Genomic DNA, 16839 nt, shown 5'->3' on the forward strand with positions numbered 1-16839 from the left:
TGTTTGACGGAGGTTTTATGACCGATCGTCCAGATTACGTTGATCCTCTTCCTGATGATGAACCGCTTCCTGATGATGATATTCCTGACGTCCCCGATGTGAATGACCCGCCGGTCGTTGACGATCCTGACGTGACCAGGAAACCGCTATAAAAAACACTTAACCGCCTTCGGGCGGTTTTTTATGGGCATATCTGCTCTACTCTTCACCCGAGCCAACTTTACCCGTATGTTGCTGGGTTAACGTAGATATAAGAAGAGAGCGTCAGTCAGGCTTATGGATTTTTCTCCTTTAATGCACGCGTTAGCGGCAGTCACCGTTCAGTGTTTATGCGGCCTCAAGTGGGGCCGGTGGGGCGTCGGCGGAGCGCTGGGTGCGCTGTGGTTTATCGCCCGGGAGCAGACCCAGGCGGAATACCGCTGGATTGCTCTCTTTGGACACGGCAAGCGCGCCAATATGCCGTGGTGGGGCGGGTTTGACTGGCAGGTCTGGAACATGGCCAGCCTGCTCGACTGGCTGGTACCGGTGATTGCCTGCACCCTGGTGTGGCTGTTATCCCGTGCCTTGCGCCAGAAAAGTGCAATCAAACAGGGCGCGTAGAGCAAGGTTGTTTAGCCTTCATTTATCTTCGCCATGCTAGCTTGGTCAGGATCCGCAGCCTGGTATGGAATGCCGGGTCCGTAGATATCAAAATACAAATCTATCCATGCAAGCATTTACCGCCAGTCTCTGGCGGTTTTTTTTTGCCCTTTCGCTACAACATGAATTTTTTTCAACACCGATGAATTTTTCTCGTTTGCCGCGGGGCCAGCGCTGTGACATCTTTTGGACATATAGCCATCCAGAAGTCTAAAACTTCAAATAATGAATTATCACTGTCGGCAATTACCTGGCGGCAGTTAAAGGAGATAAGCATGCAGCGACAACACGCCCCGTACCGTGCCGATGTGGTAGGTAGCTTTTTACGTCCCGACGCCATCAAACAGGCGCGAGTGAAATTCGCCAGCGGCGAGATCGACGCCCAACAGCTGCGTGCGGTAGAAGATGAAGCGATTCGTCACGTGGTTGAACAGCAGTGCGCCTGCGGCCTGCATGTGGTGACGGACGGCGAGTTTCGTCGCGCCTGGTGGCACTTTGATTTCTTCGACGGTCTGCAGGGCGTGGAGCGTTACGAATCCGAGCAGGGGATCCAGTTTAACGGCGTGCAGACCAAAGCCCACGGCGTGCGCGTCACCGGCAAGCTGGGCTTCGGCAGCCATCCGATGCTCGACGACTTCCGCTATCTGCAAAGCGTCAGCGGTAATGCTCAGCCGAAGATGACCATCCCGAGCCCGAGCGTGCTGCACTTCCGCGGCGGTCGCAAGGTAATCGACGCCACGGTCTACCCGGATCTGGATGTTTACTTTGATGACCTGGCCCAGACCTGGCGCGATGCCATCCACGCCTTTTATGCGGCGGGCTGCCGCAATCTGCAGCTGGACGACACCGTCTGGGCCTATCTCTGCTCGGACGATCAGCGCCGTCAGATCCTGGAGCGTGGCGATGACCCGGACCAGCTGGCTCGCACCTATGCCCGCGTGCTGAACAAGGCGCTGGAAGGCAAGCCGGACGATCTGACCATCGGGCTGCACGTCTGCCGGGGTAACTTCCGCTCGACCTGGATTTCTGAAGGGGGTTACGAGCCGGTGGCGGAGATCCTGTTTGGCACCGTCAATGTCGATGCGTTCTTCCTGGAATACGATAACGATCGCAGCGGCGACTTTGCCCCGTTACGCTTTATCCGTCCGGGCAAGCAGCAGGTGGTGCTGGGGCTTATCACCACCAAAAGCGGCGAGCTGGAGAACCCGGAAGGGGTGAAAGCGCGTCTGGAAGAGGCGGCGAAATATGTCGCGAAAGACCAGATCTGCCTCAGCCCGCAGTGCGGCTTTGCCTCTACCGAAGAGGGTAACGCCCTGACCGAAGCCCAGCAGTGGGACAAGGTTCGCCTGGTCACCCAGATCGCCAGCGAAGTCTGGTAATCGCATTTTCACAGCGTTGCATTAATAAAGTGCAACGCTGTGCCATCCTGATCCGCACCTGCCTTTAAAATCCTCTCCCGCCCCCCTGAATCTACAGATTTTTCGTTCTGGCATCCTTTTTGCTCTGTCTGATCCTGATTGCTCTTTCTGCGTCCACGCCGTAACGGACGATTTCGCACAGCTTTCTTTTCAGGAGTGAAAATTATGCATCGTCGTACCTTGTTAAAAGCCTTTGCTTTATCGGCCTCCGTCGTGGCCATGGGGATGAGTTTCAGCGTGCAGGCCGCTGACACCATTAAAATTGGCATCATGCATTCGCTCTCCGGAACGATGGCGATTTCCGAAACGCCACTTAAAGACGTGGCGCTGATGACCATCGACGAAATCAACGCCAAAGGCGGCGTGCTGGGCAAAAAACTGGAGCCGGTGGTGGTTGACCCGGCCTCTAACTGGCCGCTGTTTGCCGAGAAGGCCCGCCAGCTGTTAAGCCAGGATAAGGTGGCGGCAGTGTTCGGCTGCTGGACCTCGGTATCGCGCAAATCGGTCCTGCCGGTGTTTGAAGAGCTGAACGGCCTGCTGTTCTACCCGGTACAGTACGAAGGGGAAGAGATGTCCCCGAACGTCTTCTACACCGGTGCCGCGCCTAACCAGCAGGCTATTCCGGCGGTGGAATACCTGATGAGCGAGGACGGCGGGGCGGCGAAGCGCTTCTTCCTGCTGGGCACCGATTACGTCTACCCGCGCACCACCAACAAGATCCTGCGCGCCTTCCTGCACTCGAAAGGGGTACAGGATAAAGACATCGAAGAGGTCTACACCCCGTTCGGCCACAGCGATTACCAGACCATCGTCGCCAGCATTAAGAAGTTCTCCGCCGCAGGCAAAACCGCGGTGGTCTCCACCATCAATGGCGACTCCAACGTACCGTTCTACAAAGAGCTGGCGAACCAGGGCGTGAAAGCCACCGACGTGCCGGTCGTCGCGTTCTCGGTGGGTGAAGAGGAGCTGCGCGGTATCGATACCAAACCGCTGGTGGGTAACCTGGCGGCGTGGAACTACTTCGAATCGGTGGATAACCCGGCCAACCAGACCTTCGTGGCGGCGTACAAAAACTGGGCGAAAGCGCAGAAACTGCCTAACGCCGATACGGTCGTGACCAACGATCCAATGGAAGCCACCTACGTGGGGATCCACATGTGGGCCCAGGCGGTGGAAAAAGCTGGGACCACCGACGTGGATAAAGTGCGTGCCGCCATGGCAGGCCAGTCCTTCAAAGCCCCGTCGGGCTTCACACTGACCATGGATGCCACCAACCACCATCTGCATAAGCCGGTGATGATTGGCGAAATCGAAGGCAACGGGCAGTTCAACGTGGTGTGGCAGACCGAAGAGCCGGTACGCGCCCAGCCGTGGAGCCCGTACATTGCCGGGAATGACAAAAAGCCCGACACGCCGATGAAAACGGCCAGCAACTGATTGCGGATCTTAAAGGGGTAAAGCCATGAACGTCATGCGCACGATCTTCGCTCTCGTATGGCTTGCCGGACTGCTGCCAGGGATGGCGCAGGCAACGGACGCCGATAACTTTGTTGCCGCCAGCCGCAGCCAGCAGGCCGTGCTGCTGGAGCAGTGGGCCGCCGCGCCGGATCCGGCCAGGCTGCCGCTGCTGCGGGCGCTAGAGCAAGAGAACCTCGTTGTCGACGACAACAAACACGCCTTTACCCGCCAGGACGGCGGGGTAATTGCCCTGGGTGATGCCGCTCAGGCGCAGGGCTCCACCAAAGCGGTGCGTCTGACTAACCGCCTCAGGGTGCTGGCCGCCACCGCGCTTGCCACCCATCAGCTTACAGGTGACAGTGTCACCGAAAGGCTGGCGGCCGCGCGGCAGCTGCAGCGCGATCCCCAGCCGCAGATGCTGCCTTTCTTACAGCGCCAGCTGGCGAGCGAAAGTGACGATACCGTGCGTCAGGTGCTGAGCCTCGCCGTCGCCAGCCTGCAACTGACCAGCCAGCAACCGGCGGTGCGTAAGCAGGCCGTGACGCTGCTGGGTGAATCGAGCGATCCGGAAGTGCAGGCCCGTCTGCTGCCTTACACCCGCGCGCAGACGGAGCCGGATGCCGGGGTCCGCGAAGCCGCAGCGGAAAGCCTGCGCCAGATCGAACATCGCCAGACAATCAGCGACCTGCTGGGCCAGGCCTTTATGGGCCTGTCGCTGGGCTCCATTCTGCTGCTGGCGGCGCTCGGACTGGCGATCACCTACGGACTGCTGGGGGTCATCAATATGGCCCATGGGGAGATGCTGATGCTCGGGGCTTATGCCACCTGGCTGGTGCAGCAGGCGATGGCGCAGTTTACCCCGCAGTGGCTCACCTTTTATCCGCTGGTGGCGCTGCCGGTAGCCTTTATGCTGACCGCGACCGTGGGCATGGCCCTTGAGCGCACGGTGATCCGCCATCTGTATGGTCGACCGCTGGAGACGCTGCTCGCGACATGGGGCATCAGCCTGATGCTGATCCAGCTGGTGCGGATGCTCTTTGGCGCGCAGAACCTCGAGGTGGCTAACCCGGCGTGGCTCTCCGGCGGCGTGCAGGTGTACGCCAGCCTGATCCTGCCGTGGAACCGGCTGGTGGTGCTTGGCTTTGTGCTGCTGGTGCTGTTCTTCACCTGGCTCATCCTCAATAAAACCCGTTTAGGGCTGAACGTGCGGGCGGTGACGCAGAACCGCAGCATGGCGGCCTGCTGCGGCGTGCCCACCGGGCGCGTCGACATGCTGGCCTTCGGGCTGGGTTCCGGGATTGCCGGTCTCGGCGGCGTGGCGCTGTCGCAGCTGGGCAACGTCGGGCCGGAGCTGGGCCAGGGCTACATCATTGACTCGTTCCTGGTGGTGGTGCTCGGCGGCGTCGGGCAACTGGCCGGGAGCGTGGCGGCCGCCTTTGGGCTGGGGATTTTCAACAAGATCCTCGAGCCGCAGATGGGGGCCGTGCTGGGTAAAATCGTGATTCTGGTGGCGATCGTTCTGTTTATTCAGAAGCGTCCGCAGGGGTTATTTGCACTGAAAGGGAGGGTAATCGACTGATGAGCCAGCCAATGACCTTAACGCTGGCGCGCAAGGCGCCGCGCAGCGTATCGATACTCGGCGCCCTTATCCTTGCGGCACTGCTGGTGCTGCCGTTTCTGGCCCTGCTGCCCGCCAGCCATCCGCTGGCGGTCTCCACCTGGATGCTGACGCTGGTGGGTAAGATCCTCTGCTACGCCATTGTCGCCGTGGCCCTCGATCTGGTGTGGGGCTACGCCGGGATGCTGTCGCTCGGCCACGGCCTGTTTTTTGCCCTCGGCGGCTACGCCATGGGGATGTACCTGATGCGCCAGGCGGCGGGCGACGGCTTACCGGCCTTTATGTCGTTCCTCTCCTGGAGCGAGCTGCCCTGGTACTGGTGGGGCACCCAGCATTTTGCCTGGGCGCTGGTGCTGATTGTGCTGGTGCCGGGCCTGCTGGCGCTGCTGTTCGGCTGGTTTGCCTTCCGCTCAAAAATCAAAGGGGTCTATTTCTCGATCATGACCCAGGCGCTGACCTTCGCCGGGATGCTGCTGTTCTTTCGTAATGAAACCGGCTTTGGCGGCAACAACGGCTTTACCGGCTTCACCACGCTGCTGGGCTTCTCCGTGACCGCCACCTCAACGCGCATCGGGCTGTTTATTGCCACCGTGCTGCTGCTGGCCGCGTCGCTGGCGGTGGGCTATGCGCTGGCGAAAAGCAAATTTGGCCGCATTCTGACCGCGGTGCGCGATGCGGAAAACCGGCTGACCTTCTGCGGCTACGATCCCCGCGGCTTTAAGCTGCTGGTCTGGACCTTATCCGCGGTGCTGTGCGGGCTTGCCGGGGCGTTGTACGTTCCGCAGGTTGGGATCATCAACCCCGGCGAGATGTCGCCCACCAACTCCATCGAAGCGGCGATCTGGGTGGCTCTCGGCGGACGCGGAACATTGATCGGCCCGGTGATTGGTGCCGCGCTGGTGAACGGGGCGAAAAGCCTTTTTACGGTGGTGATGCCGGAGTACTGGCAGCTGTTTCTGGGGCTGATCTTTATTGCGGTCACGCTGTTTTTACCGCGCGGGGTCATGGGCCTGTTGCGCAAAGGGGATAAATGATGCAGCCAGCCGAAGCGTTATTTACCCGCCAGCTTCCCGGGGATCGCTATCGCGACCAGACCGACCCGGTATTGCAGCTGGAGGGGATCAACGTCAGCTTTGACGGTTTTAAGGCGCTGACCGACCTGTCGCTGAACATCGGCGTGGGCGAGCTGCGCTGCGTGATTGGCCCTAACGGCGCGGGCAAAACCACGCTGATGGACGTCATCACCGGTAAAACGCGGCCCCAGAGCGGGCGGGCGATTTACGATCAGTCCACGGATCTCACGACTCTCGATTCAATAGCCATTGCCCGCCAGGGCATCGGGCGTAAGTTCCAGAAGCCGACGGTGTTTGAAGCCCTGACGGTGTGGGAAAACCTCGAGCTGGCGATGAAAGGCGATAAATCGGTGTGGGCCAGCCTGCGCGCCCGGTTGAGCAGCGAGCAGGGCGACCGCATCAACGAGATGCTGAGCCTGCTGCGGCTTGGGGCGGAGCGTCATCGCCGGGCTGGGCTGTTGTCCCACGGCCAGAAGCAGTTTCTCGAGATCGGCATGCTGCTGGTGCAGGAGCCGCATCTGCTGCTGCTAGACGAACCGGCTGCCGGGATGACCGACGCCGAGACCGAGTACACCGCCGAGCTGTTTCGCACCCTGGCGGGCAAACACTCCCTGATGGTGGTGGAGCATGACATGGGCTTTGTCGAAACCATTGCCGATCACGTGACGGTGCTGCATCAGGGCCGGGTGCTGGCGGAGGGCTCGCTGCGCGACGTGCAGGCCAACGAGCAGGTGATTGAAGTCTATCTTGGACGCTGAGGAGCGCGGATGCTTAAGGTTAACGAACTGAATCAGTATTACGGCGGAAGCCATATCCTGCGCGGGGTCAGTTTTGAGGCGCTGCCCGGCGAAGTTACCTGTCTGCTCGGGCGCAACGGGGTGGGTAAAACCACGTTGCTGAAGTGCCTGATGGGGCTGATCCCGGCGCGCAACGGCGAGATCCTCTGGCAGGGCAAAAACCTTACCCAGGCCAGACCGCACCAGCGGGTGCAGGCGGGTGTGGCCTACGTGCCCCAGGGGCGGGACATTTTCCCCCGCCTGACGGTGGAGGAGAATCTGCTGCTGGGGCTGTCGCGTTTCCCGGCAAAAGAGGCGAAGCAGGTGCCGGACGAGATCTGGCGGCTGTTTCCGGTTTTACAGGAGATGAAGCAGCGCCGGGGCGGCGATCTCTCGGGCGGCCAGCAACAGCAGCTGGCGATTGGACGGGCGCTTGCCAGCCGTCCGCAACTGCTCATTCTGGACGAGCCGACAGAGGGCATTCAGCCGTCGGTAATCAAAGAGATTGGCCAGGTGATCCGCCAGCTCGCCAACCGTGGCGACATGGCGATCCTGCTGGTGGAGCAGTTCTATGACTTTGCCGCCGAACTGGCCGACAGCTATCTGCTGATGTCCCGGGGAAGCATTATCCAGCGCGGACGCGGCGAGAATATGGAGCAGGAAGGGGTACGCGGACTGGTGGCGATTTAACAGGGTTGTTTTGTGGAATGTTATAATATAACATCCTCATTCTCTAAACGGAGTGAGGACATTATCTTGGCAGGACATATTGGTAAATTTGCAATAACTCTGGGGGCAATGCTGGTCAGCGGTCAGCTCTATGCCCATTCGCATGGACATCAGATGACCGAAGCGGAACAAAAAGCGGCAAACGGCGTATTCGACGATAAAGACGTCAAGGATCGCCCGCTCTCCAACTGGGACGGCGTCTGGCAGTCGGTCTATCCGTTTTTGCTGAGTGGCGATCTCGACCCGGTATTTAAAAAGAAAGCCGAGAAAGACAAGAGCAAAACCTTTGATCAGGTGAAGGCCTATTACCGCACCGGTTATGCCACCGACGTCGAGAGCATCGGCATTGAAAATAACGTGATGGAGTTTCATCGCGGAAAAAACGTCGCCAGCTGTGAGTATGTCTCTAATGGCTACAAGATCCTGACCTACACGTCGGGCAAAAAAGGCGTGCGCTATTTGTTTGAATGTAAGGACGCCAGCAGCCAGGCACCGAAATTTGTCCAGTTCAGCGACCATATTATCGGCCCGCGCCAGTCCAGCCATTTCCATATCTTTATGGGCAACACCTCCCACGAGGCGTTATTAAAAGAGATGGATAACTGGCCGACCTATTATCCAAACGAAATGTATAAAGAGCAGGTTGTCGAGGAGATGTTGCACCATTAATTTCGGTGCGGCCTGTGTGCCGGGTGGCGGCTCCGCCTTACCCGGCCTACGTTTTGTGGCCCTCGTAGGCCCGGCAAGCGAAGCGCCTCCGGGCGATATTTTGGTTGCGGCGTACGGTTTTGGACTTTGTAGGCCCGTGCAAGCGAAGCGCCGCCGGGCAATTACCGCGAGACTAAACCTGGCGCCTCAACCCACGCCTTCACCCGCATCCCGCGCAAAATCATCATCCACGCCAGCACGATGGCGACCATCATAATCACAAACAGCGACCAGTGCGGGAGATGGGTCAGGATCAGCCCGGTAATCATCGGGTTAAACGCCGCGCCGAGCCAGCCGAGCGCCTGGGCGGAGAAGTAGCTGGCTTTCATACCCGGCGGGGCGATATTGTCGATCAGCATATATTCACCCGGCGCATAAATAATCTCACCGATGGTAAACACCGCCGCTGCGATCCCCCAGTAGACCAGGTTCTCGCCGGAGAGCATAAACCCCGCCAGACCGAGGACAAAAAACAGGGTGCCGAGAGTCATTAACGGGCGGATATTACGCGCCGACAGCTTGCGGCCAATAATGTACTGCAGCGAGACCACCAATGCGGCGTTTACCGGCAGCACCACGGCCACCACGTTCTGGGCAAAATCACTGTCGTAATCGGCCGCCAGCACGTACTGCGAAATACAGCTGGCGAACGAACCGCCCACGTAGGAGGCCAGCAGGCCGGAAAGGGTATACCAGAACAGCGCCCGATCGCGCAGCAGCACCGACGGCTGCCACGGCACAGGGGCGTGTTCACCGTCGGCCGCCACGCTTTTCTGCACATAGCGCTGAATCAACACCAGCGGCAGGGCGGCGCAGAAGGCCGCGACCCAGAACGGCAGCTGCAGGCTGTACATCACCAGCAGGGTGCTGAGCGGTGGCCCGATGGTCCAGCCAATGTTCAGAAAGCTGTAGTTCAGCGAGAACACCCGCGCCTTTTCCGCCGGGCTCAGCACGTCAGAGAACCAGGCTTTCAGCACCGTGGAAAAGACCGAATAGGCGCAGTTGATCAGTGAAAAGGCCAGCACCACCAGCACCACGTTATCCACCAGCGGGATCGCCAGAAAGCCCAGCGCCACCGCGAAAATGGCGATCAGCATGTAGCGGTTTTTATCGAACTTGTCGGCCAGAATGCCAAAACCCAGGCTGAAAACCACGCCAATCGTCAGGGCCACCGTCAGGGCATAACCAATATTCTCCACGCTCATGTTGAAGACGCGGGTCAGATAGATGGTCATGAACGGCAGCGTGGCGCCGCGTCCAATGGTGAGTAATAACGATGACGCCAGCAGCGCTGCGGTTGAGCGCCTGAGTGATGTGTTCATTTTCCTGCCCGACAATTGCGTGTGAATTTTTTGTTATGTCTTATCAGGATTATCACGCCATAAGGGGCTTGTATAGCACCAAATTTATCCCTAAGTGCTTCGCCTGACTGCCAGAAATAATGATCTGTTCCTCTTCGGATTTTTTCGTTACTTTGATAAGTGTTTACAAAAATTTAATAAACAGGGGCAGGGTATGACGCGTAAAGACGGGCTGCTGGCATTGCTGGTAGTGGTGGTTTGGGGGCTAAATTTTGTGGTGATAAAGGTCGGGTTGCACAATATGCCTCCGCTGATGCTGGCCGGTTTACGCTTTATGCTGGTGGCCTTCCCGGCGCTGTTTTTTGTTGCCCGTCCGAAGATCCCGTTTCGTCTGCTGCTGGGCTACGGCCTGACCATCAGCTTCGGTCAGTTCGCCTTCCTGTTTTGCGCCATTAACTTTGGCATGCCCGCCGGGCTGGCTTCGCTGGTGCTGCAGGCGCAGGCGTTCTTCACCATCATCCTGGGGGCGCTGGTGTTTGGCGAGCGGCTGCAGGGTAAACAGCTGGCGGGGATCGCCCTGGCGGTGGTTGGGGTGCTGGTGCTGGCAGAGGCCAGTCTCAACGGACAGCACGTCGCGCTGCTGGGCTTCTTGCTGACCCTGGCGGCCGCCTTCAGCTGGGCGTGCGGCAATATCTTCAACAAAAAGATCATGCAGCTCGAGACGCGTCCGGCAGTCATGTCGCTGGTGGTATGGAGCGCCCTGATCCCGATTGTGCCGTTTATGCTGGCGTCTTATCTGCTGGATGGCCCGACGGTGATGTATAACAGCCTGGTGACTATCGATGTGACCACCATTTTGTCGCTGGTCTATCTGGCGTTTGTCGCCACCATTATCGGCTATGGCATCTGGGGCACGCTGCTCGGACGCTACGAAACCTGGCGGGTGGCACCGCTGTCGCTGCTCGTTCCGGTCGTGGGGATCGCCAGCGCGGCGCTGCTGCTCGATGAAAAACTCGGGGCGCTGCAGTTGATTGGGGCCGTTCTGGTGATGGCTGGACTCTATATTAACGTCTTTGGCTTTCGCGTACGCCGGACGGCGCGGGTGAGGGGCTAAAAAAAAGCCCCGCGCGGGCGGGGCAAAACGAATTAATTGTGCTGATTGTAATACGGCACCCCTAACTCGTCGGATTTGTCGCTGCCTGCGCCCATATGGTTAAAATCGTGGGGCGACTGACCGTTAGCGGTCGGCAGGATCATCGTGTCGCGGCTGTGAGGCTGCGGCACAGAAGGCGTTTGCTCCGCAAAACTCTGGGCAGAGACCAGCACCAGTGCGGTGAAGGCGGCGGAAGCTAACAGTTTCATATATTCCTCGATACGTCTTAATACAGGCGATTAGCAGTTACAGTGATTGATCGGAAGCAGATACCGGGATTCCCCGTGCATATTGGTAATACGGTATTTATGCGGTGGCACATCGAAGTAGTTCTTGAACGTGCGGGTCAACGTTTGCTGCGATTCAAACCCGTAACGCTCAGCCAGATACAGGATCGGCTCGTTACTTTCCTTCAGCTTCTGTGCGATTTCCGTTAATTTGCGGCTGCGGATGTACTGGCCTAATGAGTGGCCGGTCTCTTTTTTGAACATCCGTTGCAGGTGCCATTTTGAGTAACCTGAACGCTCAGACACTTTCTCAAGCGAGAGCGGCGACTCCAGGTTATCTTCGATCCAGCCCAAAATGCTATGAATAGTGATGGCGTCAGTATTGCGTCTGGACATCGTCATACCTCTTTCTGTTTACGGCAGGATTTTCTTAAGCAAGAGCTCAAGAGTTGCCACTTCGTCCGCCGTTAAGTTTTTTGTTAGTTCCTGGTGCAGTTCTTGTCCTACTAATTGATGACATTGTTCACACATTTCCGCGCCGTCACTGGTCAGTTGCAACAGCACGCCGCGTTTGTCATTCGGATTAGGGCGGCGCTCAATCCAGCCCCTGCAGACCAGCCTGTCGATCATTCGCGTCAACGCGCCGAGGTCGACGGATAAGATTTTCTTAAGCTCAACCGGGGTGATACACACCTCGCAGCGCACGGAGCAGAGCACTTTAAATTGCGTTGCGGTGATATCCAGCGGTGACAGATAGTCATTGAGCAGGCGGTCTTTCTTCTGGTTAACCATATAGATAAGGCGACCCAGCGGAATGATTTCGTTGAAGAGGTCACTGGTGCTTTTCACAATGGTTGCCCTGGCAAGTAGTTTAATCACGGCAGATATTATTGCTCAGGCAACTATAAGTCAACTGAATGCATTTGCTTATGACACGATTTGCTAAAGCGATTCAGATCACTTTTTTGCCCGCTTCGTAGAACGACATATCATCGTGGTGAATTGATTTCGGCGCGAAAATATTACTTACGAAGCGCGCGTAGTCGAAACAGGGGTTTTCACCCTATACTTGCGTGGTTCATTTTTGATAAGGACAACTCAGTAAAATGGTTGATTTAATTAAAGCAATTGGTCTTGGGCTGGTGGTTCTGCTGCCGCTGGCGAACCCATTAACCACCGTTGCGCTGTTCCTGGGTCTGGCGGGGGATATGAACCGTGAACAACGTAATCATCAGTCGCTCATGGCCTCTGTTTACGTCTTCGCGATCATGATGGTGGCGTACTACGCCGGACAACTGGTGATGAACACCTTCGGGATCTCCATTCCCGGCCTGCGTATCGCCGGTGGCCTGATCGTTGCTTTTATCGGCTTCAGAATGCTGTTCCCGGCCCCGAAACCGGCGCATGCCAGCGACGCGCAGGACACGCTTGAGGAGATGCAGGATAAAGAAGCACCGAACATCGCCTTCGTGCCGCTGGCCATGCCAAGCACCGCGGGGCCAGGTACGATTGCGATGATCATCAGCTCCGCCTCTACGGTGCGTAGCGGCTCTGACTTCCCGGACTGGGTAATTATGATTGCACCGCCGCTGATCTTCGCCCTTATCGGCGTGATCCTGTGGGGTTGTCTGCGTAGCTCGGGCGCGATTATGCGCTGGGTGGGCAAAGACGGTATCGAGGCGATCTCCCGTCTGATGGGCTTCCTGCTGGTCTGCATGGGCGTGCAGTTTATTATCAACGGCGTGCTGGAAATTATTCAGACCTATCCGTCATAACCAAACCGGGCGGCGTCCTGCCGCCCGGACTTTTCTCTAACCGTGATGCGGCTGCTCTTCCATCGTAACCGGCCATTTGCGGAAGATCAGCACCGACCAGATTAACGCCGCCAGCGCCGGTATCGCCCCCAGATAGCCAATCGACGCCATCGAAATATGCAGGCTGATCTGGTTCCCCACCAGCGCACCCGCGCCAATCCCCAGATTGAAAATCCCGGAAAAAAGCGCCATCGCCACGTCGGTGGCATCTGGCGCCAGCGCCAGCACCTTAACCTGCATCCCGAGACCGATAATCATGATAGCCACGCCCCAGACAACGCTCAGCAGCGCCAGATTCATCTCGCTGCCCGACGCGGGCAGCAGAAGCAGCAGACACGCCAGCAGCAGGCCAATGGCGCTGCTCACCAGCAGGGAGGCGTGACGGTTACCGAGCTTACCGAACAGCACGCTGCCGATAATGCCTGCGCCACCCAGCAGTAACAGCAGGATAGTGGCGAAACGGGCGCTAAACCCGGCGACCGTCTGCACAAACGGCTCGATATAGCTGTAGGCGGTGTAGTGCGCCGTCACAACCACCACCGTCAGCAGATAGAGGCTCGTCAGCGCCGGACGACGCACCAGCAGCGGCAGGCTTTTCAGCGATCCGGAGTGTTCGCTCGGCAGTTTCGGCAACAGTTTAATCAGGCACAGCAGGGTGAACAGCGCCCCAAGGCCGATAACGAAAAAGGTGGTGCGCCAGCCGAACATCTGCCCGACGATGCGCCCGAGCGGCAGGCCGAGCACCATCGCCAGGGCGGTGCCGGTCGCCAGCAGGCTCAGCGCCTGGGCGCGCTTCCCGGCCGGGGCCAGACGAATGGCCAGCGAGGCGGTAATCGACCAGAAAATCGCGTGGGCAAAGGCAATGCCGATCCGGCTAATCACCAGCACGCTAAAGTTCCAGGCCAGGAACGACAGCACATGGCTGGCGATAAACAGCACGAACAGCCCGATCAGCAGCTTGCGGCGTTCGATCTGGCTGGTGAGCAGCATAAAGGGCAACGACATCAGCGCCACGACCCAGGCGTAGATGGTGAGCATGATCCCCACCTGGGCGGTCTCCATGCCGAAGCTGCTGGCGATATCCGAGAGCAGGCCGACGGGAACAAATTCCGTGGTGTTGAAGATAAACGCGGCAACGGCGAGCGTCACCACCCGTAGCCACGCGACCCGGCGGGAAACTGTGTTGGTTGTCATAGGGATGTCCGGGATTGATTACGTAAATGAGGTGTGACGATCTTAAAACCTTCCCTGGTGGAAATACAATCATTTTGTGATGCAGATCTCACTGTGATGGCGCAGTAATCGCTGGTGAAATCGGTTCTTTTCCATGAATATAGGATGCAACATAACGTTAACAACAGGTAAAGCGATGCAGGATATCGAGTTTTTTCTGGTCGATGCGTTCAGCGATGGTGCATTTGGCGGTAACCCGGCGGCGGTGTGTCCGCTGCCGGAGTGGTTGCCGGACGAGACGCTGCTGAAGATGACGCAAGAGCATAACCAGTCGGAGACCGCTTTTTTTGTGCGCCATAATGACGGCATCGAACTGCGCTGGTTTACCACCCACGGCGAGGTCAATCTTTGCGGTCACGCGACCCTGGCCACCGCCTGGGTGCTGTTCAACGAGATGGACTATCCCGATACCCGGATCCATTTTGATACGGCGTCCGGCAGGCTCACCGTCAGCCGCGACGGCGACTGGTTAACGCTCGATTTCCCGGCCTGTCCGACGCAAGTACAGACCCCGCCGCCAGAGATGCTCCACGCGCTGGGGATAAGCCATTACGTCGAGGCCCGCAAGGGGCGCGCCTGGGTGCTGGTGCTGGAAAACCGCGAGCAGGTTGAGGCGGTAGCGCCGAATATCCACGCCATGACGCCGGGCGAGCATAAAGTGTCGATCACCGCCCGGGGCGAGGGCGAGTACGATTTTGTCAGCCGCTTTTTCTCGCCGGGCGTGGCGCTGTGGGAAGATCCGGTCACCGGCTCGGCGCACACCATGCTGATCCCGTACTGGAGCGAAAAGCTCAACAAAACGTTGCTCTTTGCCCGGCAGGTCTCTGCCCGGGGCGGCGACGTGCGTTGTGAACTGAAGGGCGACCGGGTGCTGATGAGCGGCAAGGCATCGCTGTATATGAAAGGTCATCTGTTTTTGCGCTAAATAAGGGTTAACCCAATGAAAGAAATAGAATTCTATCTGGTCGATGCGTTTAGCGACCGCGCGTTTGGTGGGAATCCCGCAGCCGTTTGCCCTCTGGAGGCCTGGCTGCCGGATGACGTTCTGTTGAAGATGGCACAGCAGCACAACCAGTCGGAAACCGCGTTTTTCGTGCGCACCGACACCGGCTTTGAACTGCGCTGGTTTACCACGCAGTACGAAATCAACCTCTGCGGTCACGCCACGCTTGCCAGCGCGCACGTGATTTTTGAGTATCTCGACTATCCGCAGACCGAGATTGTCTTCTCCACCCGCTTTGTGGGCGAGCTTAAGGTCAAGCGCAGCGGCGACTGGCTGACGCTGGACTTCCCGGCGTGGGGCTGCGAGCCGGTCGCGAACCCGCCTGAACTGCTTTTCAGCACCCTGGGTATCCGCGAGGCGAAAGAGGTACGGGTAGGGCGCGATTACCTGGTGGTGCTGGAAAACCAGCAGCAGGTTGAAGCCTTAACCCCGGATATCGACGGCATGATGCCGCTGGACAAGATGGTCTGCGTTACCGCGCCGGGGGACGAGTATGATTTTGTCAGCCGCTTCTTCTGCCCGGGCGAAGGGGTGGCGGAAGATCCGGTCACCGGCTCCGCCCATAGCATGCTGATCCCATACTGGAGCGAGAAGCTGGGTAAAACCGCCATGCTGGCGCGGCAGGTTTCTCCCCGCGGCGGGGATCTGCGCTGCGAGCTGAAGGGTGACCGGGTGTTGATCGGCGGCCAGGCGGCGCTCTATCTGAAAGGCACCGTGTTTCTGCGGAGATAAAAGCAAAACGGCAACGCAAGTTGCCGTTTTTAGTGTTTGCACCCTCGGACCAAAGGAGAGGGCCGGGGGGAGGGCATCAGACCGCACAATCCCCCTCGGCATCGCCCGGCGGCGCTGCGCTTGCGCGGGCCTACGAAACCAAAATTCAAAACACAACTCCGGCATGTTGCACCGGTGCGGCATGTTCGCCCGGCGGCGCTGCGCTTGCACGGGCCTACGAGTCAGAAGTTTGTAGGCCGGGTAAGGCGTAGCCGCCACCCGGCAAACAGGCCGCACAACTCACCCCAACGACGCCCCTCCGCACAGCACCAGCTCCTGCCCTGTGACGGGCGCTGCCTCGGCGCTCAGCAGATAACTCACCATCGCCGCCACCTCTTCCGGGGTGATTAATCTCCCCATCGGCGGCACTTTTGGCGGGGACGCTTGCCGTCCGGGGGCACTCAGCATCGGGGTCTGGGTCGCACCCGGAGCCACCACGTTGGCGGTGATCCCGCGCGGAGCCAGCTCCGCTGCCCAGCTGCGCACCATCCCCACCAGCGCCGCTTTGGTGGCAACATATTGCGAACGACCCGCCGCACCGCGGGAGGTGCGGCTGCCGATGGCCACCAGCCGTCCGCCCGCGCTCATCCGCGGCGCAAAGTGGTTAAACAGGATCTCGGCGGCGTGAATATGCAGCCCCCACAGTCTGGCGCTGACCGCATGGTCAAGCTCCCCGAGCGGGGCGGCGGCCATCATTCCTGCGGCGTGAACAATCGCCTGCGGCACCGGAAGCGCATTCAACGCAGTCGCAAACGTGACAGTGTCACTCAAATCCACGCTCAGGCTGGTGAAATTCGGATGCGCATTATCCACCCCGCGGCGGCTTAACCCCGTGACCTGCCAGCCCTCGGCCAGCAGGCGCTTCACGATGGCTTCGCCGATACCGGAACTGGCACCCGTGACGATGGCAGTGCGCAT

At 58.8% G+C, this 16839-nt stretch carries 19 protein-coding genes; 13 read left to right on the forward strand and 6 right to left on the reverse strand.

Annotation, left to right across the window (positions count from 1 at the left end):
• Window positions 1-17: 17 nt before the first annotated feature.
• The 9 genes from ACOYA6_RS06405 (at window position 18) to zinT (ending at window position 8380) form a co-directional block, all read left to right on the forward strand.
• Window positions 18-152: a hypothetical protein gene (locus ACOYA6_RS06405; protein WP_255296466.1), complete on the forward strand. Its 135-nt coding sequence runs from the start codon at window positions 18-20 to the stop codon at window positions 150-152.
• A 124-nt stretch (window positions 153-276) separates the two neighbouring features.
• Window positions 277-600, forward strand: a complete 324-nt coding sequence (locus tag ACOYA6_RS06410; protein WP_422654295.1) for a hypothetical protein — start codon at window positions 277-279, stop codon at window positions 598-600.
• 314 nt (window positions 601-914) lie between these two features.
• A complete protein-coding gene (locus tag ACOYA6_RS06415) occupies window positions 915-2018 on the forward strand; it encodes a cobalamin-independent methionine synthase II family protein (protein ID WP_223074125.1) in 1104 nt (367 codons plus the stop codon).
• A gap of 204 nt (window positions 2019-2222) precedes the next feature.
• A complete protein-coding gene (urtA, locus tag ACOYA6_RS06420; protein ID WP_039028836.1) occupies window positions 2223-3494 on the forward strand; it encodes an urea ABC transporter substrate-binding protein in 1272 nt (423 codons plus the stop codon).
• A gap of 25 nt (window positions 3495-3519) precedes the next feature.
• Entirely contained in the window at window positions 3520-5094 is a 1575-nt protein-coding gene (gene urtB, locus ACOYA6_RS06425) for an urea ABC transporter permease subunit UrtB (protein ID WP_039028835.1), read from the forward strand.
• Window positions 5094-6167, forward strand: coding sequence for an urea ABC transporter permease subunit UrtC (gene urtC / locus ACOYA6_RS06430; protein WP_138368896.1), 1074 nt, complete (start codon window positions 5094-5096; stop codon window positions 6165-6167). The genes urtB and urtC overlap by 1 nt, the downstream gene beginning before the upstream one ends.
• On the forward strand, window positions 6167-6964 hold the full coding sequence (gene urtD, locus ACOYA6_RS06435) for an urea ABC transporter ATP-binding protein UrtD (RefSeq protein WP_039028833.1): 798 nt from the start codon (window positions 6167-6169) through the stop codon (window positions 6962-6964). Before urtC ends, urtD begins: the two co-directional genes overlap by 1 nt.
• Window positions 6965-6973: 9 nt before the next feature.
• Window positions 6974-7672, forward strand: a complete 699-nt coding sequence (gene urtE, locus ACOYA6_RS06440; protein WP_039028832.1) for an urea ABC transporter ATP-binding subunit UrtE — start codon at window positions 6974-6976, stop codon at window positions 7670-7672.
• 66 nt (window positions 7673-7738) lie between these two features.
• Window positions 7739-8380: a metal-binding protein ZinT gene (zinT, locus tag ACOYA6_RS06445; protein WP_422654296.1), complete on the forward strand. Its 642-nt coding sequence runs from the start codon at window positions 7739-7741 to the stop codon at window positions 8378-8380.
• A gap of 161 nt (window positions 8381-8541) precedes the next feature.
• On the opposite strand, the gene ydeE is transcribed toward zinT, so the two are convergent.
• Window positions 8542-9741 carry an efflux MFS transporter YdeE gene (gene ydeE / locus ACOYA6_RS06450; RefSeq protein ID WP_138368899.1) on the reverse strand — a complete coding sequence of 400 codons (1200 nt, stop codon included), beginning with the start codon at window positions 9739-9741 and terminating at the stop codon, window positions 8542-8544.
• Window positions 9742-9934: 193 nt separating this feature from the next.
• On the opposite strand from ydeE, the gene eamA reads away from it, so the two are divergent.
• On the forward strand, window positions 9935-10834 hold the full coding sequence (gene eamA, locus ACOYA6_RS06455) for an O-acetylserine/cysteine exporter (protein WP_223074122.1): 900 nt from the start codon (window positions 9935-9937) through the stop codon (window positions 10832-10834).
• A 32-nt stretch (window positions 10835-10866) separates the two neighbouring features.
• Here the strand turns inward: eamA and marB are convergent, their stop codons facing one another.
• Genes marB through marR form a run of 3 tightly spaced genes read right to left on the reverse strand, consistent with a single transcriptional unit; the run spans window position 10867 to window position 11949 of the window.
• Window positions 10867-11082 carry a multiple antibiotic resistance protein MarB gene (gene marB / locus ACOYA6_RS06460; protein WP_039028829.1) on the reverse strand — a complete coding sequence of 72 codons (216 nt, stop codon included), beginning with the start codon at window positions 11080-11082 and terminating at the stop codon, window positions 10867-10869.
• A gap of 30 nt (window positions 11083-11112) precedes the next feature.
• On the reverse strand, window positions 11113-11496 hold the full coding sequence (marA, locus tag ACOYA6_RS06465) for an MDR efflux pump AcrAB transcriptional activator MarA (RefSeq protein WP_138369239.1): 384 nt from the start codon (window positions 11494-11496) through the stop codon (window positions 11113-11115).
• Between the two features lie 18 nt (window positions 11497-11514).
• The gene (gene marR, locus ACOYA6_RS06470) at window positions 11515-11949 is read right to left on the reverse strand and encodes a multiple antibiotic resistance transcriptional regulator MarR (protein WP_039028827.1); all 435 of its coding nucleotides are present in this window, start codon (window positions 11947-11949) and stop codon (window positions 11515-11517) included.
• A gap of 257 nt (window positions 11950-12206) precedes the next feature.
• Between marR and ACOYA6_RS06475 the strand changes: the two genes are divergently transcribed.
• On the forward strand, window positions 12207-12875 hold the full coding sequence (locus ACOYA6_RS06475; protein ID WP_422654297.1) for a MarC family NAAT transporter: 669 nt from the start codon (window positions 12207-12209) through the stop codon (window positions 12873-12875).
• Window positions 12876-12911: 36 nt separating this feature from the next.
• On the opposite strand, the gene ACOYA6_RS06480 is transcribed toward ACOYA6_RS06475, so the two are convergent.
• Window positions 12912-14108, reverse strand: coding sequence for a sugar transporter (locus ACOYA6_RS06480; protein WP_422654298.1), 1197 nt, complete (start codon window positions 14106-14108; stop codon window positions 12912-12914).
• 175 nt (window positions 14109-14283) lie between these two features.
• On the opposite strand from ACOYA6_RS06480, the gene ACOYA6_RS06485 reads away from it, so the two are divergent.
• Window positions 14284-15072: a PhzF family phenazine biosynthesis protein gene (locus ACOYA6_RS06485; protein WP_422654299.1), complete on the forward strand. Its 789-nt coding sequence runs from the start codon at window positions 14284-14286 to the stop codon at window positions 15070-15072.
• Window positions 15073-15087: 15 nt separating this feature from the next.
• A complete protein-coding gene (locus tag ACOYA6_RS06490; RefSeq protein ID WP_138368903.1) occupies window positions 15088-15882 on the forward strand; it encodes a PhzF family phenazine biosynthesis protein in 795 nt (264 codons plus the stop codon).
• Window positions 15883-16161: 279 nt separating this feature from the next.
• Here the strand turns inward: ACOYA6_RS06490 and ACOYA6_RS06495 are convergent, their stop codons facing one another.
• Window positions 16162-16839 (reverse strand): SDR family NAD(P)-dependent oxidoreductase, encoded by a 678-nt coding sequence (locus ACOYA6_RS06495; protein ID WP_039028822.1) that lies wholly within the window; start codon window positions 16837-16839, stop codon window positions 16162-16164.

It is taken from the genome of Leclercia barmai (assembly GCF_049312895.1).
Taxonomy (GTDB): Bacteria; Pseudomonadota; Gammaproteobacteria; order Enterobacterales; family Enterobacteriaceae; genus Enterobacter; species Enterobacter barmai.

Bases quoted from the DNA above. Each gene is read 5' to 3' on its own strand.
- ACOYA6_RS06405 (WP_255296466.1), top strand. From the start codon at position 18: ATGACCGATCGTCCAGATTACGTTGATCCTCTTCCTGATGATGAACCG.
- ACOYA6_RS06410 (WP_422654295.1), top strand. From the start codon at position 277: ATGGATTTTTCTCCTTTAATGCACGCGTTAGCGGCAGTCACCGTTCAG.
- ACOYA6_RS06415 (WP_223074125.1), top strand. From the start codon at position 915: ATGCAGCGACAACACGCCCCGTACCGTGCCGATGTGGTAGGTAGCTTT.
- urtA (WP_039028836.1), top strand. From the start codon at position 2,223: ATGCATCGTCGTACCTTGTTAAAAGCCTTTGCTTTATCGGCCTCCGTC.
- urtB (WP_039028835.1), top strand. From the start codon at position 3,520: ATGAACGTCATGCGCACGATCTTCGCTCTCGTATGGCTTGCCGGACTG.
- urtC (WP_138368896.1), top strand. From the start codon at position 5,094: ATGAGCCAGCCAATGACCTTAACGCTGGCGCGCAAGGCGCCGCGCAGC.
- urtD (WP_039028833.1), top strand. From the start codon at position 6,167: ATGCAGCCAGCCGAAGCGTTATTTACCCGCCAGCTTCCCGGGGATCGC.
- urtE (WP_039028832.1), top strand. From the start codon at position 6,974: ATGCTTAAGGTTAACGAACTGAATCAGTATTACGGCGGAAGCCATATC.
- ydeE (WP_138368899.1), bottom strand. From the start codon at position 9,741: ATGAACACATCACTCAGGCGCTCAACCGCAGCGCTGCTGGCGTCATCG.
- eamA (WP_223074122.1), top strand. From the start codon at position 9,935: ATGACGCGTAAAGACGGGCTGCTGGCATTGCTGGTAGTGGTGGTTTGG.
- marB (WP_039028829.1), bottom strand. From the start codon at position 11,082: ATGAAACTGTTAGCTTCCGCCGCCTTCACCGCACTGGTGCTGGTCTCT.
- marA (WP_138369239.1), bottom strand. From the start codon at position 11,496: ATGTCCAGACGCAATACTGACGCCATCACTATTCATAGCATTTTGGGC.
- ACOYA6_RS06475 (WP_422654297.1), top strand. From the start codon at position 12,207: ATGGTTGATTTAATTAAAGCAATTGGTCTTGGGCTGGTGGTTCTGCTG.
- ACOYA6_RS06480 (WP_422654298.1), bottom strand. From the start codon at position 14,108: ATGACAACCAACACAGTTTCCCGCCGGGTCGCGTGGCTACGGGTGGTG.
- ACOYA6_RS06485 (WP_422654299.1), top strand. From the start codon at position 14,284: ATGCAGGATATCGAGTTTTTTCTGGTCGATGCGTTCAGCGATGGTGCA.
- ACOYA6_RS06490 (WP_138368903.1), top strand. From the start codon at position 15,088: ATGAAAGAAATAGAATTCTATCTGGTCGATGCGTTTAGCGACCGCGCG.
- ACOYA6_RS06495 (WP_039028822.1), bottom strand. From the start codon at position 16,839: ATGCGCACTGCCATCGTCACGGGTGCCAGTTCCGGTATCGGCGAAGCC.